Annotated in this window: 9 protein-coding genes; 3 read left to right on the top strand and 6 right to left on the bottom strand. The window is 28.8% G+C overall.

The features are described 5' to 3' along the window. Window positions 1–353 precede the first annotated feature (353 nt). The 3 genes from QIA21_RS04870 to arcA form a co-directional block, all read right to left on the bottom strand. Complete coding sequence (locus QIA21_RS04870; RefSeq protein WP_301393349.1) at window positions 354–1775, bottom strand: YfcC family protein; 1422 nt, start codon at window positions 1773–1775, stop codon at window positions 354–356. Between the two features lie 39 nt (window positions 1776–1814). After that, complete coding sequence (argF, locus tag QIA21_RS04865; protein WP_301393347.1) at window positions 1815–2798, bottom strand: ornithine carbamoyltransferase; 984 nt, start codon at window positions 2796–2798, stop codon at window positions 1815–1817. Window positions 2799–2863: 65 nt separating this feature from the next. Continuing rightward, window positions 2864–4090, bottom strand: coding sequence for an arginine deiminase (gene arcA / locus QIA21_RS04860; RefSeq protein WP_301393346.1), 1227 nt, complete (start codon window positions 4088–4090; stop codon window positions 2864–2866). 185 nt (window positions 4091–4275) lie between these two features. Here arcA and QIA21_RS04855 point away from each other — a divergent pair, with 185 nt between their 5' ends. Genes QIA21_RS04855 through QIA21_RS04845 form a run of 3 tightly spaced genes read left to right on the top strand, consistent with a single transcriptional unit; the run spans window position 4276 to window position 7024 of the window. After that, entirely contained in the window at window positions 4276–5895 is a 1620-nt protein-coding gene (locus QIA21_RS04855; protein ID WP_301393345.1) for a hypothetical protein, read from the top strand. Between the two features lie 9 nt (window positions 5896–5904). Beyond that, on the top strand, window positions 5905–6507 hold the full coding sequence (locus QIA21_RS04850) for a ribonuclease H family protein (RefSeq protein ID WP_301393344.1): 603 nt from the start codon (window positions 5905–5907) through the stop codon (window positions 6505–6507). Further along, entirely contained in the window at window positions 6476–7024 is a 549-nt protein-coding gene (locus QIA21_RS04845; protein WP_091972257.1) for a hypothetical protein, read from the top strand. Before QIA21_RS04850 ends, QIA21_RS04845 begins: the two co-directional genes overlap by 32 nt. A gap of 9 nt (window positions 7025–7033) precedes the next feature. Here the strand turns inward: QIA21_RS04845 and QIA21_RS04840 are convergent, their stop codons facing one another. The 3 genes from QIA21_RS04840 to uvrB are packed head-to-tail and all read right to left on the bottom strand — an operon-like array spanning window position 7034 to window position 15310. Then, the gene (locus tag QIA21_RS04840; RefSeq protein ID WP_301393342.1) at window positions 7034–10492 is read right to left on the bottom strand and encodes an LPS-assembly protein LptD; all 3459 of its coding nucleotides are present in this window, start codon (window positions 10490–10492) and stop codon (window positions 7034–7036) included. Then, window positions 10447–13299, bottom strand: a complete 2853-nt coding sequence (uvrA, locus tag QIA21_RS04835) for an excinuclease ABC subunit UvrA (protein ID WP_301393341.1) — start codon at window positions 13297–13299, stop codon at window positions 10447–10449. Before uvrA ends, QIA21_RS04840 begins: the two co-directional genes overlap by 46 nt. 16 nt (window positions 13300–13315) lie before the next feature. Continuing rightward, the gene (gene uvrB, locus QIA21_RS04830; protein ID WP_301393339.1) at window positions 13316–15310 is read right to left on the bottom strand and encodes an excinuclease ABC subunit UvrB; all 1995 of its coding nucleotides are present in this window, start codon (window positions 15308–15310) and stop codon (window positions 13316–13318) included. Window positions 15311–15344: the final 34 nt, after the last annotated feature.

Raw genomic sequence — 15344 nt, 5'->3', positions numbered from 1 at the left:
ATATAATTTTTAATTAGTATAGATATTTTTGATTCAAAAAAAGATTAACCCTAATAACCTAAACCCCTGGTTCAAAACTAGTAGTAAAAGTGATTTTAATCATTTCATTGATGTAACAGGTTATAGAGAATATGTAAAAGTAGACGATTTATTAAAAATAATTGATAGCTTATAAAAATTAAAACAAAAAATTAGAAATATAGTAATAATATCATAATTTCTAAAAAATTGTCTATCAATTTGCAATTATTTTTTTGATTATTTACATTTTTTATTTTATTGAATAATATCTCATTTATTAATGTTCATAAAGTATATAGTATATAAATTTATACTTAGCACTCTTATTTTAATTACAAATTCAAATAAATATTAGCTATAATAACTAATATGGAAATAAAAAATTCAATAATAAATAATGGCAAAACAAACTTAAACCAAGTACCATAACTCAATTTAGATATTCCTAATATAGCCATTACAACTCCACTTGTGGGTGTTATTAAATTAACAAGTCCAGACGAAGTTTGCATAGCAATAACAACCGAAGATCTCGGCATTGACAAAAAATCAGCAAGTGGAGCCATTATTGGCATAGTTAAACTAGCATGACCCGACGAAGATGGAACAACAAATCCTATAAATATTTGAATAATCTCATTCAAAATGATAAAAAAAGGTCTCGGAAGATTATATAAAAAATTAATGGCAGCATTTAATATCGTAGCTATAATCAAACCATCATCACATACTATCATAACACCTCTGGCAAGCCCGATAACAAGAGCTGCTGTTACCAGACTTTCAGAACCCTTCACAAATGCATCCCACATTTCAGATTCACCCAATCTACAAATAAAAGCTGATATAATAGCAACCCCAAGATATAACATTGTCATTTCTTGCATCCACCAACCAAGATGGACAATACTAAATATCAAAACCAATATCATAAACCCAAATAAAAATAAAACTAATTTATGAGAAAAAGTAAATTCAACAACATTCTGAGCATTGTCTCTAGAAAGTTCATTTTTTTTAACAAAATATTGATAATGTTCATTTCTTTGAGAATATACAAGTGATTTTGAGGGATCTTTTTTAATTTTAGATGCATAAGCACAAACATAAATTATAGCAACTGATACTGATACTAGATAAAGAACAATTCTAAAATAAAATCCATCCCGTAAGTCAATAGAAGCTATTGCAGATGCAATTCCTGTAGAAAATGGATTTACAGTAGAAGCCATAGTGCCCACTCCGGCTCCCAAAGCAATAATAGCTGTTCCAACAAGAGCATCATAACCCAAAGCCATTATTAAAGGAATCATAACAAAATAAAAAGGAAGGGTCTCTTCGCTCATTCCAGTTACAGTTCCACCAATTGAAAAAATAAACATCAACAAAGGAATAAGTAATTTATCTTTATGCCCCAACTTCTTAATTAAACAATAAATTCCCGCATCTATTGCTCCTGTTTTCATAATAATCCCATAAGCACCCCCAACAATTAAAACAAAAATAATAATTTCAGCTGCATGTTCCATACCTTTTGACATTGCAGTTAAAATCGTCATAATAGGATGAAAAAATCCTCTGGGACCTCGATCTACAGATTGATAAGTTCCAGCAACGATTATCTCCCTTTTAGGTCCATCACCTATTTGTCTAAATTCTTTATCAAACTTGCCAGCAGGAATTACATATGTTAAGATAGTAACAAATACAATTAAAGAAAATATTATTGTAAAACTACTTGGCATTTTGATCATAATGCTCCTCCTAAATAATTTCATGTAGATAAGATATTGCTATCCCAAAGTCGCTACCATAACAGCTTTAATAGTATGCACTCTATTTTCGGCAACATCAAAAACAACTGAATTTTTACTTTCAAAAATTTCTTCTGTAACTTCAATTCCATTAAGCCCATATTTATCAAAAATATCCTTACCGACCACAGTGCTTAAGTTATGAAAAGCAGGCAGACAATGCATAAATATTGCATCAGATTTTGCCATACGCATTATCTCTTTATTGACTTGATAAAGCTTTAAAAGATTTATTCTATCCTCCCAATTACTCTCGCCCATAGATACCCACACATCCGTATACACAACATCAGCACATTTTAAAGCTTCTTCTTTAGAGTCTGTAATTGTAATTTCACCTCCACTCTTTAAGGCCAAAGCCCTTACCTTAAGCATCAAATCGGAATCTGGAAAAAGCTCTTTGGGAGCAAAAATTCTAAAATCAAGTCCCATAATCGCACAGCCTTTCAACAAAGAATTGGCAATATTCCCTCTACCATCGCCACAAAATACCATTTTAATCCCCTTTAAACTTCCTTTATGCTCTTCTATTGTCATTAAATCGGCTAGTATTTGAGTTGGGTGAGAAATATCTGTCAATCCATTGTAAACAGGAATATTAGAATAATTTGCCAAACATTCAACGGTCTGTTGAGAAAACCCTCTAAATCCAATAGCATCATACATGCGTCCTAAAACTCTAGCGGTATCTATCATAGACTCTTTTACACCTATTTGATTACCTTTGGGTCCTAAATACGTAATATTTGCACCTTGATCATACGCTGCAATCTCAAAAGCACATCTCGTTCTTGTTGAATCTTTCTCAAAAATTATAACTATATTTTTACCTTTAAGTTTTTGCACTTCAATTCCTGCATATTTTGATCTTTTTAAATCGATAGATAAATCAAGTAAATATCGAATATCTTTGCTTGTAAAATCTAAAAGATTTAAAAAGCTCCTATTTCGTAAATTATACATAATAACCTCTGACCTTTACAATTGGTTTTAAAAACACATTTACTTAACTTGTTTTGAATCAAATACTAAATATCCTCTCTTATTAAAGGCATAGACATACATCTTGGACCACCACGACCTCTTGAAAGCTCACTAGAAGGAATTCTGTGAACCTTAATACCATTTTCTTCAAACAACTTATTAGTCACGTGATTTCTAGAATAAGCAATTATTTCTCCTGGAGCTATAGCTAAAATATTAACACCATCATTCCATTGTTCTCTTGCAGCATGTATTAAATCTCCACCTGCACATTTTATTATGTCAATCTTTCTACCGAGATAAAAACTCAAAACATCTTTAAGTCTGGCTTTTTCTTTTTTAATATGAATTTTACTAGAACTTGAATTATAAGTTAAAGCATAAATTGAGAAATACATATCATCACTCATAAAACTTATAAAAACACTATGATCAATTTGCGTAAAAACTGTATCCAAATGCATATAAGCCCTATTTTTTGGAATTTTAAAAGCCAGAATTGTGCTAAATGAAGTTTTATTTTTAAAAAGACTAATAGCTAATTTTTCTACAGACTCCGCTTCTGTTCTTTCAGAAATTCCAATAACCAAAAGATTTTTACTTAAAACAAGCTCATCTCCACCTTCCAAAGAAGTCTCTTCCCATCTATTAAACCAAATTGGAACATTTTCTTTGTAAGTAGGGTGGTATTTAAAAATATACTCTGCAAATATCGTTTCTCTATGTCTAACCTTAGTAGACATTTTATTTATTGTAATTCCATTGCCAATACTAGCAAAAGGATCCCTGGTAAATAAAACGTTGGGCATAGGATCAATAATAAAAAGAATTGCACTATTAACCAAATCATCAAGGGATGTATAATTTTTAAGCTCCTCTCTTGCAACGCCCGAAATCATTTTAGAGACCATATTATCAATAGTCAAATTAGAAAAATAATCTTTTAAAATAGAAATTGAGTCATCTGTTTTTATTTCTGCCTCAAAAATAAATTGGGATATAAATTTATTTTTGAGCGCTACAGAAGAAGCAAGAACCTCGCTAACGAGATCTTCAACATATTCGACTTCAACTGAGTTATTTTTTAAAGTACTTACAAAAACTTCATGCTCTTGTCTTGCAACTTCAAGATAAGGAATATCATCAAATAAAAAATTTTTCATAATCAAAGGTGTCAGATTTTCTAATTCTTCTCCTGGCCTATGAAGCAAAACTTTTTTCAAACGCCCTATTTCTGAAAATATATTTATTGGATTTAAATATCCCTCCATCGATTTCCCCTTTATAAAAATTGCCATATATTGAAATATTATAGTTTAAATTTAAAAATATCAATTATTTATTAATATTTTTAAAAAATATTATAGGTATAAAAAAATTACTAAAAACAAAAAAAGAAATTCTAAAACAAAACTTTAAATCAAAACATTAACAAGAATTATGCTAAAATACTATCATGAAGAAAATTAATAGATTAATATTAATATTAACTATGCATATCTTATTATTCTCTTGCTCCTTAATTATGGATAACGAGTCAAAAAATCTAAACAAATCAGAAATCATATTAACACAAAAAACACCACTAGAAAGCTCTTTGATAAGGAATCCTTCCGGCACAGAATATCGAATACCAATATCCAACATTCAAGAAATTTTAAACAATAACGATAATTCTTTCTTAATAAAACAAACAGCAGCAAAAATAAAAATAAGTCCACAGAAACTAGAAGAAATAAAAAACTATTTAAATGCTTATAAAAATTATTTAAATAATGAAACAGAATGGATAAAGTTTATAGATCAAAGCAGCGTAAATGGCAATCTAACAATCAAAATTGATACTGCTTTTGAAAAAAAAACAAATTTTGATCATACAAATTCAAATAATGAAAAATTGACAGCATTAATCGAATTACAAATGCACCTAGAAAAAGAAATTCTAAATTTAATTGAGCAAACATTCAATGATAAAAATTTAGGATACATACAATTAAGCCATATCAATTCATTCTTTCCCCAAGAAAATACAAACTCAATAACAAAAGAAATAATAGATGGGGAAGAATATGTTGCACCTCATATAATAGCAAATCAATTGTTAAAAATAAAAGATAAAAAATATTTTAAACAATTTATGTACTTTTTAAAAGTTGAAAACAACACAATAGAAACAATAATTGAAAAACAAAAAATTGCAGATCTTCACAATGAATTGTATTATTCGAAACAAACAACACCTACTAGTAGAAGGAAAAAAAGATCAACTGTTGATCCCGATAACAGTAATCAATATGATCTAATACCAAAAATAATAGATCCAAATACAGGCATTGAAATAACCCCTGAAAAATTAAGATCTCTTTTATCAAATGGTGACATAATACTAATAAAACCAAAAATAGATTGGACAGAGTTTTTTTATTTTTGGCAACATGTAGGAATATTTGATGAAGAAAAATATGAAGCTACTAAAAAAAATGCATTCAATGGAAACGATAGTTTTGATATAAAATCAATAATTACAAGCAATCAAATCAAATTCGATACAGCATCTACTCAAGGCTCAGGATATGAGAAACTTTCAACATATGTACAATCAAGAATATTAAAAATATTCTCACCAATAACAGACACAAGAACAATCCAAAAAGCTATTAATTTTGGAAGAAGTAGATATATTGACAATAACTTTGGATACATGATTCCATTAATATCCTCTAATTTATGGACAGATTCATTTAATCTTGAAGAAATTCATAACAAAACCTATTGCTCTTTAGTAGTTGATAGAATATATAAAATAGCGGGGCTTAATGTATCAAGAAATTATGAAATTTCAGGAATAATTACTCCTGGAGAAATAAATGCAGCAGCTTACAATTTTTACATGTCTTATACGATTACAGGAATACTCCCAAGCGTGCTCCCAAAAAGGCTCATTAAACCTAGCTTAAAAGAAAAATTCATTGGTTACAACAAAGAAATAATAGATACAATGGAAATAAAAAAATCGCAAGAAAAAATTTTTGGAAGAGCTTGCAATATAACAAACCTTTGGTGTTCAGGAAGTTAATACTACCATATGGACAAATATTATGCATGCATTTTAATCAATAGCAATGAAAAAATCATTTTCAAATCCTGGGAAGAATGCAAAATTGCTATTAAAGGAAAAAATAATAAAATAAAAAGTTTTAAAACAATAGAACAAGCTCAAAATTGGCTATTGGACAATGGGGATAAAAAAAATTATCATCATCCGATTGGAATATATTTTGATTCTGGAACAGGAAGAGGAAAAGGTGTGGAAATTAGAGTTGTAAACGAAAAAAGGATTTCGGTATTGAATAAAATTCTAGATAAATCCTTGATTAATGAATATGGAAATCATTATGTCAAAAATTTTCAAGGGATTAGCAATAATTTCGGAGAATTACTTGCCCTATATACAGCACTCAAAATAGCATTAAAAGAAAATATAAAAAACATATTTGGCGACAGTAAATTAATAATTGACTATTGGTCAAAAGGAATTTATAATAGCGAAAAACTAAAAGAAATTACTATCAACTTAATCAAAAAGACGGTTGAACTAAGGAAAAAATTTGAAGAACAAGGTGGAAAAATTTCTTTTATTCCAGGAAATGAAAATATTGCAGATCTTGGTTTTCACAAAACTAGATAAAAATATTGCCAAAAAATACATAAAAACAATATTTTTGATCTCAATGGTTTATTTTTATTGCTGTACAACAATAAAAATAAACCATGATTATAAAACTAATTTTAAAGTTTTAGAATCTCACTCTAAATACATTGACATAGATGTAATTAAAGCGACAAATGAATATATTTATATTCAAATTACAAACAATAGTTTAGACATAGTAAAAATAAATTGGCAAAACACTAGTCTTAACAACGATAAAATTGTCTTTAAAAAAGAAGATCTTACAATAAACAATGAAGCAAAGTATAAAAGTAAATATAGAGAGTTTTTTATTGGTCCTAAAACTTCATTTAAATTTAAAGCATATCCACTGAAAATTTATCCTAAAAACAAAAATAGCAATGCCTTAAGCTTGACTATTAAATATCCGTCCATTTTTAAACTCAATATAACAAAAGCAGAAATTGAGACAAAAAAAACAATAAATATTTTAATAACAAGAACTATTAAAATCAATGCTACTAATACATGAAAACCATTATTATTTTTTTGTTTTTCTATTAATGATAAGCTCATAATTTGTATCTTTGTTGTTTTCAAATGACGCTTTTACGGGAGCAAAAAAATTCCAAGAGATATAAATTGTAAAGTTATTTCTCCAAATGGGAGAATAAATCCCGTTAGATCCTCTTATCAAATCGGGCTCTAAATTATATTCGCCAACAAATTTCCAATCATAAAAATTGAATTTAAAGCCAGATGAAAATTTTTTAATTTTAAAAAGTGAATTTTTTCTATCTTGAAGATTAAAGAAATTGAAAGATTTCAAAAAATCAGTGAAAATATTGACGGTCTCAAGGCCAATTTGATCCATATATCCTTTGAAGTATCTAAAAGTCTTAGTATTGACAGAAAAAGTAGAAAAGTAAATTTCTAAAAATTCTGTATATTTAAATTTAAAAGTCAATGCAGAACGAAGTTCATTATCTGTAAATTTCTGCAAATTTATTTTCCAGCCGGCATCTATCCCTAAAGTAAAAGAAAGTTTATTATCAAACAAATTTAAAACATTCAATTCCTTTTTATAACTAGAATCTAAAGAATATGGAACAAGTTCAGTTGTAATGCCAACCTTGGAAAAATCTCCTTTTAAAGGATCATAATTATATTTAAAGTCATCTTTCATTGCAAACAAAACCTGAAAATCAAAAACATTAAGCTTAAACGAAAGTTCAGAAACTCTATTTATCAAAGGATCATAAGCGGCTAAAAAACTAAATTTAAAATAATTTAAATATCTTGGCTCAATTTTATAATACAAAGCAGGAGACATTTCTAAATTTTTATAAGGTGATGTTGGCTTTTGAGGCTCCAAAGGATTCAATACGGGCTGAACAACAGAAATTCCAGGATTTTTTATAGCATCTTCTTTAAACTTTTTATAATATTTAATTCCAATCCCAGCCTCTTGCAACAAATAAGGGAAATCTAAAGAAAGTTTAAATTCAGAAGAAGCATTAATATCTTCAAAACTATTTTTTAATTCACCTGAAAGCTCAGCACTAAAATAATTATAATCATAAATTAAAGAAGCTGTTAATAATTGATAAAAAGTTTCAGGATCAGATAAAAAAATACTACTATTCTTATTAACTAAAGATTTTGCATCAGTATCATATTTTCTATTAAATGAATACAAAGTAGACTTATTCTCAAACTTTAAAATACTTCTGGAAAATAAGGGATACCTAATAAAAGGAAGCATGTTTATATTTATTTGATTAATAACAGAATGCTCACTTTTTTTATCTTTATCTTCAATCTTAAAATCTTTATTTAAAGGATTATACTCAATAGTATTAAGATATAATAAATTCTCCAAAGTAATTAAACGATTATAAAAATCAGCATGAATTTTTATATCCGTTTTATTTTTTATATCGAATAAATAATTTTTTATTTCATAATTAAAGTCCTTTGGACTTGTAATACCATAATTATTGAAAAAAACATTATTTCTTAAATAAGGATTAATGCCAAACCTAACAAAAAAAGAATCAAATTGATCAACATTTTTTAAAGTAATTGGTTCTGAAGATATATATAAATTTTCATTTAAATCTTTTATTTTTTCTGTCTTTTCTCCCTTCACACTCTTTTTATCATTATCTTTATCTTCTAAATTTTTAATTTCTGGGCGCATTATCATTTCTTTAGTGTTAGTATCAGCTGAAAATGTCCACTGATTATTGTAAAGGTCTTTTTGAAAATTTAAATCAATATATGGAACATAAATTCTCTCCAAATAAAACCATTTTCTTGTAGGATCATTAATCTCTTTTGGCTTTTCTAAAGGAGATTTAACATAAAGATTCTCATAACCAGACAATTTAAAACTTAAGCCCAAATTATTTAATTTGTAATCTAAAATTGAATTATCACCAAATGTTCGGTTATAAAAAGAAGACAAATTCCAATCAAAACTATTAATACTAGTTTGCTCTTTAACCGAATCTCGATCTAAATTTAAAAGAGAAAAAAATGTAGCACTCTCTATTCTATCTCTAAAATCAATATTAACATATGGATCAGAATAGTGCTCTAAGATAACCGAAAAAAGTGCGTCGCTTAAAAGAAATTCTGTTTTAAATTTAAGTAAATATCTAAAAGGAACTTCAAGCCCAAATATATCTCCTTTGTTAAGATTAGAAAAACCAAAAAGAGATTGTTTTAAAGTTCTATTATTAAAAGGATAATATCCTCCATCGTAATTATAAACATTTCTAGTAAAACCTAATCCAAAATTTCCTTCCAAAGTTTTAAAATGCCCCAAAGTATTGCTCAAATCAAAATCTATTCCAGAATAAAATCCTAAATTAGCATAAATATCAAAAATTAACTTAACATAATCTTTATTCTGACTAGATGCTGAATTTTCTGCGAAAAAATAAGTTAAATATCCGTTTCTTATGTAAGGTTTTTTATCTGAATTATAAACAGAATTAAAATCAAAATCCAAAAAGGAAGAATCTTCGCTTGAGGATTTATTACCAAAAAGATAAATAGTATTAAAAACAGAAAAACCTTTTCGTGGATCCAAACCTAAAGATGGATTAAAAAATAAACTATCTCCCGGTCTGAAAAAAAAAGGAATATAGAATATTGGAACTCTTCCCATGTAAAATACAGCATTTAAAAACCCAAAATCTCCTGAAGGCAATACCCATATTTTAGAAGCCCTTATAGAATAGTAAGGCTCTGGAATTTTACTAGTTGTTACAAAAGCTTGTTCAAAAATAGTAACATCATTATCTATCTTTTTTAAAACCTTACCTCCAAACGAAAGAATATGATCTATTTGATTTTTTTGCATTTTTTTCTGAAGAATACCATCTTTTAATAGAAAATTTTGAGAATCAAAATCAACAAGAAATTCATTACCATAAAAATAAAGCTTTTCATTGGTATCCATATCAAGAACATATTCGACATTTCCAATAGCATAAAGTTTTTTAGAATTCCTATTAAGGACTATTCTGTCACCTTTAATATTATGTTTCTTATTCTCCTTGATATCTTCAACCAAGATATCAACTCTTCCTTCAAAAACAATACTCTCATCCTTAGTAAGTCCATAAGTAAAATTTTCAAGATTGTCTGTAGCTTCAATTATTATTTTATATCTATCAGATCCAGCAAGTCCTTTTCCTTTCACAAAAAGTTCTGGATCTATTCCAAACTTTTTTAAAAGCAATTCTCGTATTTTCAAAACATCTGTTTCTTTTAGGCCTTCTTGTAAGGCCCATTTTTTCAAATCTTCATCGGTTGAAAGCTCAAGTTCTCTTAAATAAGATTTTTGACTTAAAGTTAAGTCATCTCTTTTTTTAGAATTTTCATCATTATTTGCAGTCTGAGCAAAAATTACATTAGAAAATGCTAAAAAAATTAAAAATCTTACAAAAGATTTTTTAAAAACATTCCTGTATAGGAATTCTCGCATTTTGCAACCTCTTCGGGAATACCAGAAACAACGATATTCCCCCCTGCCAATCCACCATCGGGACCCAAATCTATTATATAATCTGCTTGTTTGATTACATCCAAATTATGCTCTATGAGCACAACTGTATTGCCATTAGAAACTAACCGCTGCAAAACCTCTAACAATTTCTTTATATCATCAAAATGCAATCCGGTTGTTGGTTCATCAATAATATAAAAGGTTTTACCTGTGCTCTTTTTACTTAACTCAAAAGCTAACTTAATGCGTTGAGCTTCGCCCCCTGATAAAGTTGTCGCGGATTGTCCTAATTTAATATATTCAAGCCCAACTTCAATTAAAAATTTTAAATAATGATTAATTTTTGGGATATTCTCAAAAAATTTTCTAGCTTCAAATACACTCATCTCTAAAACATCGTGTATATTTTTCCCCTTATACCTAATTTCTAAGGTTTCTTCATTAAATTTCTTACCCTTGCATAAATCACAAGGGACAAAAACATCTGGTAAAAAATGCATCTGAATACTAAGATATCCATCTCCTTGGCATTTCTCACACCTTCCACCTTTAACGTTAAAAGAAAATCTACCAGCTTTAAACCCCCTTGATTTTGCATCTGGAAGCTTAGCAAAAAGCTCTCTGATTTCTGTAAAGAATCCAACATAAGTTGCTGGGTTTGACCTTGAAGTTCTACCTATTGGTTTTTGATTTATCTGAATAATTTTATCGATTCTTTCATGCCCAACAATGTCTTTAAAACCATCGCAATACTTTTCATTAAACTTTAATCTGCTATCAAGAGCCGGATACAACACTTCGTTAAGTAAAGTGCTTTTTCCACTACCAGAAACACCTGTTATTACAGTAAAAACTCCTAAAGGAATGCTTACGTCTATATTTTTAAGATTGTTTTTATTAGAACCTAAAAGCAAAATTTCTCCCTTATCTGTCTTTCTTCTAGAACTTGGAACATCTATTTTTAACTTGCCACTCAAATATTGACCAGTTAAGCTATTTTTATTATTTAAAATATCAATTAAGGCCCCCTTTGCAACTATTTCCCCTCCAAGAATTCCAGCACCAGGGCCCATATCAATAATATAGTCTGCAGTACGCAAAGTTTGCTCATCATGCTCAACAACAATTACCGTATTGCCAAGATTTTTAAGATTAACAAGAGTGGAAATTAATTTTTCGTTATCTCTTTGATGAAGGCCAATACTTGGCTCATCAAGAACATAAATAACGCCCGAAAGTGCTGACCCTATTTGAGTAGCAAGCCTAATGCGCTGAGCCTCGCCACCAGATAAACTGCCCGATATTCTATTTAAATACAAATAAGAAAGACCAACATCAATTAAAAATTTAAGCCTATTTTTAATTTCTTTTAAAATTTCTTTAGATATTTTTTCATCCACAACATCAAGCTGCAAGTTTTCAAAAAACACATAAGAATCAAATACAGATAAATTACTAAGATCTTGAATGTCTCTCCCATTGATTTTCACAGCTAAAGCTCCAACACTTAACCGCTTTCCCTTGCATGAATTACAGACTTTTTTAGACATCAAATTTTCATAAAAAATTTTAGTACTCTCTGATTCTGTTGTAAGATATCGTCTTTTTAAAAGAGGCAAAAGTCCTTCAAACTTTTTAGAATAATGAAATCCTCCATCTACTTCCTTTGCTTCCATTTCTTTGGATTGGTAAATAAAATCTATTTTTTCATTTGAACCGTATAAAATCTGTTTAAGAACTTTATCTGGAATGTCTTTTACGGGGGTATTTAATTTAAAACTATAATGCTTGGCAAGTCCTTTAAAAATAGCCACAGACCAAGATGAACTTGTCTTAAACGTAATAAAAGCATCATCATTAAAAGAAAGACTGGTATCAGGACAAATGCTCTCAAAATCAAACTCAAGTGTAACACCAAGACCAGAACACTCACTGCAGGCACCAAATGGACTATTAAAAGAAAAAAGTCTGGGCTCTATTAAAGGAAGCGAAAATCCACACAAAGGACAACTATTATGCTCTGTAAAAAGCTTATCTATTTTTTCAAAATCATTTTCAATCTCCGCCCGTAAATATCCATTAGAAACAGCAAGGGAAGTCTCAATAGATTCTGAAAGCCTAACTCGAACATTATTGCCAAGCTTAATCCTATCAACTATAATTTCAATGGTATGTTTTTTATTTTTATGTAGATTTAAATTAAGTGCATCTTCTATTAAATAATCTTTAGAATTTATTCTAACTTTATTGAAACCTTGATTTAATATTTTTTCTAAAACTTTTTTATGAGAACCTTTAGAGCCCCTTACAATTGGTGCAAAAAGTACAACTTTAGATCCCTCAGAATAACTTAAAATAGTATTAACTATTTTATCTAAAGATTGCTCTTCTATTAATCTGCCATCATTTGGACAGTATGCTTTACCTATTTTTGCAAATATTAGTCTATAATAATCATAAATCTCAGTAATTGTTCCAACAGTAGAACGGGGATTATTGCTTATTGTTCTCTGCTCAATAGCTATAGAAGGAGAAAGTCCATCTATGTAATCAACATTGGGCTTTTTCATTACACCTAAAAACTGCCTTGCATAAGCTGAAACGGATTCCATATACCTTCTTTGCCCTTCTGAAAAAATGGTATCAAAAGCTAGAGAAGATTTGCCAGAGCCGCTCTTTCCAGATATTACAACTAAACCATCTTTTGGAATATCCACATCAATATTTTTCAAATTATGTTCTTTTGCTCCCCTGACGATAATTTCTTTTTTCAAATTTTTTACCAAAGATTACACCTCTCTTTTATTTGTTACGAACCACGCTATTTTTGCTACCGAGCTCTTTTATTTTATCTCTTAAAACAATTGCATCTTCAAACCTTTCATCACTAACAGCTTCTTCTAGTTTAAATTTAAGCTTATCAATAAGCTTTTTTTTAGACAATCTCTCACTTGAAATAATTTTTTCAAGGTCATAGGTAATATTTTTATTTTTATTATTAAGTTCTTTTTCTAAAATATTTTGAATCCTCTTAACAATTGTCTTGGGGGTAATATTATTTTTCTTATTATAGTTAATTTGAATTTGACGTCTTCTATTGGTCTCCTCAATTGCTTCCCGCATAGCTATACTTATTTTGTCGTAATACATTATTACAAGTCCATTAGAATTTCTAGCAGCCCTACCAATTGTTTGTATTAATGAAGTAGTGGATCTTAAAAACCCAACTTTATCAGCATCTAATATTACAACAAGAGATACTTCTGGAATATCCAAACCCTCTCTAAGTAAGTTAATACCAACAATAACATCAATTTCAGATTTTCTAAGCAATGTAATAACTTCCACTCTTTCAAGAGCGTCAAGTTCTGAATGTAAATATTTTGCCTTTACACCAAGACTTACTAAATATTCGGTCAAATCCTCAGACATTTTTTTTGTCAAAGTAGTAATTAAAACTCGCTCTTTAAGAGCTATTCTTTTTTGAATCTCGCTATAAAGATCTTCCATTTGACCATCAGAATGCCTGGTAATAATTTCAGGATCAACAAGACCTGTAGGACGAATTATTTGATCAACAATTACACTACTCTTTTCATTCTCTTCAAAACCTGGAGTTGCGGATACAAAAACAACTTGATTAATTAATGCATCAAATTCATTATATTTAAGGGGTCTGTTTTCAAGCGCTGCAGGAAGTCTAAATCCAAAGTTAACAAGATTTAATTTTCTAGAATAATCTCCATTATACATTCCCCTAAATTGCGGCAATGTAACATGAGATTCATCTACAAACAATAAGTAATCTTTTGGAAAAAAATCAAAAAGACAATAAGGTCTTCCCATTGTACTTCCACTCAAATATTTAGAATAATTTTCAATGCCCGAACAAAATCCTGTTTCTCTAAGCATTTCCAAATCATACTCTACTCTTTGCTTAAGTCTCTCGGCTTCTACAAGCTTGCCATTATTTTTAAAATACTGACATTGAAGATTTAAATCATAAGATATCTTAGGTATCGCTTCTAATACGTTTTTATAAGGAATTACAAAATAAGATTTAGCAAAAAGAGTAAAACTATTTGTGGTTCCTAATTTTTTTTTAGAAAATGAACTAATCCTATATATTTCAACAATTTCATCAAAATCTAAACAAATTCGATAAGCAAACTCTCCATGCTCACTGCTAGGCCATATTTCAACAATATCTCCTTTAATTGAAAATTTGTCTCTCTCAAGATTCATCAAAGTTCTCTCATAATAAAGTTCTACAAAAATATCTGATATTTCTTTAATAGAAATTTTTTGGCCTACAAAAAACTCTCGTGCTGATTTTTTGAAAAAATCTGGAGATCCAAGAGCATAAATTGAAGACACAGTCGCAACAACAACGACATCTCGTCTTTTAGCAAGAGACGTTACCGTCCTTATTCGCTTGATTTCTATCTCAGTATTAATAGTAGCTTCTTTTTCAATAAACAAATCTTTTGAGGGTACATAGGATTCTGGCTGATAATAATCATAATAAGAAACAAAATATTCAACAGCATTATTTGGAAAAAAATCTTTAAACTCTCTGTAAAGTTGTGCCGCTAATGTTTTGTTATGGCTGACAACTAAAGCAGACCTGTTAAGATCTTTAATTATATTTGCAATTGTGAAAGTCTTTCCACTCCCTGTAACACCTTTTAATGTTTGATATTTATTCCCCAGAAAAATAGAATTTTCAATTTCTTTTATTGCTTTAGGTTGATCACCAGCAGGAAGATATTCTGACTTTAAAAAAAAATCTATCATTAATTTAACGACCAAAATCTAATACACATTATTA

This window comes from Borreliella japonica (assembly GCF_030438115.2).
Classification (GTDB): Bacteria; Spirochaetota; Spirochaetia; order Borreliales; family Borreliaceae; genus Borreliella; species Borreliella japonica.
The sequence above is the reverse complement of the archived record's forward strand: the minus strand, read 5'-3'. Positions and strand labels throughout refer to the sequence as shown.

Bases quoted from the DNA above. Each gene is read 5' to 3' on its own strand.
- QIA21_RS04870 (WP_301393349.1), bottom strand. From the start codon at position 1,775: ATGATCAAAATGCCAAGTAGTTTTACAATAATATTTTCTTTAATTGTA.
- argF (WP_301393347.1), bottom strand. From the start codon at position 2,798: ATGTATAATTTACGAAATAGGAGCTTTTTAAATCTTTTAGATTTTACA.
- arcA (WP_301393346.1), bottom strand. From the start codon at position 4,090: ATGGAGGGATATTTAAATCCAATAAATATATTTTCAGAAATAGGGCGT.
- QIA21_RS04855 (WP_301393345.1), top strand. From the start codon at position 4,276: ATGAAGAAAATTAATAGATTAATATTAATATTAACTATGCATATCTTA.
- QIA21_RS04850 (WP_301393344.1), top strand. From the start codon at position 5,905: ATGGACAAATATTATGCATGCATTTTAATCAATAGCAATGAAAAAATC.
- QIA21_RS04840 (WP_301393342.1), bottom strand. From the start codon at position 10,492: ATGCGAGAATTCCTATACAGGAATGTTTTTAAAAAATCTTTTGTAAGA.
- uvrB (WP_301393339.1), bottom strand. From the start codon at position 15,310: ATGATAGATTTTTTTTTAAAGTCAGAATATCTTCCTGCTGGTGATCAA.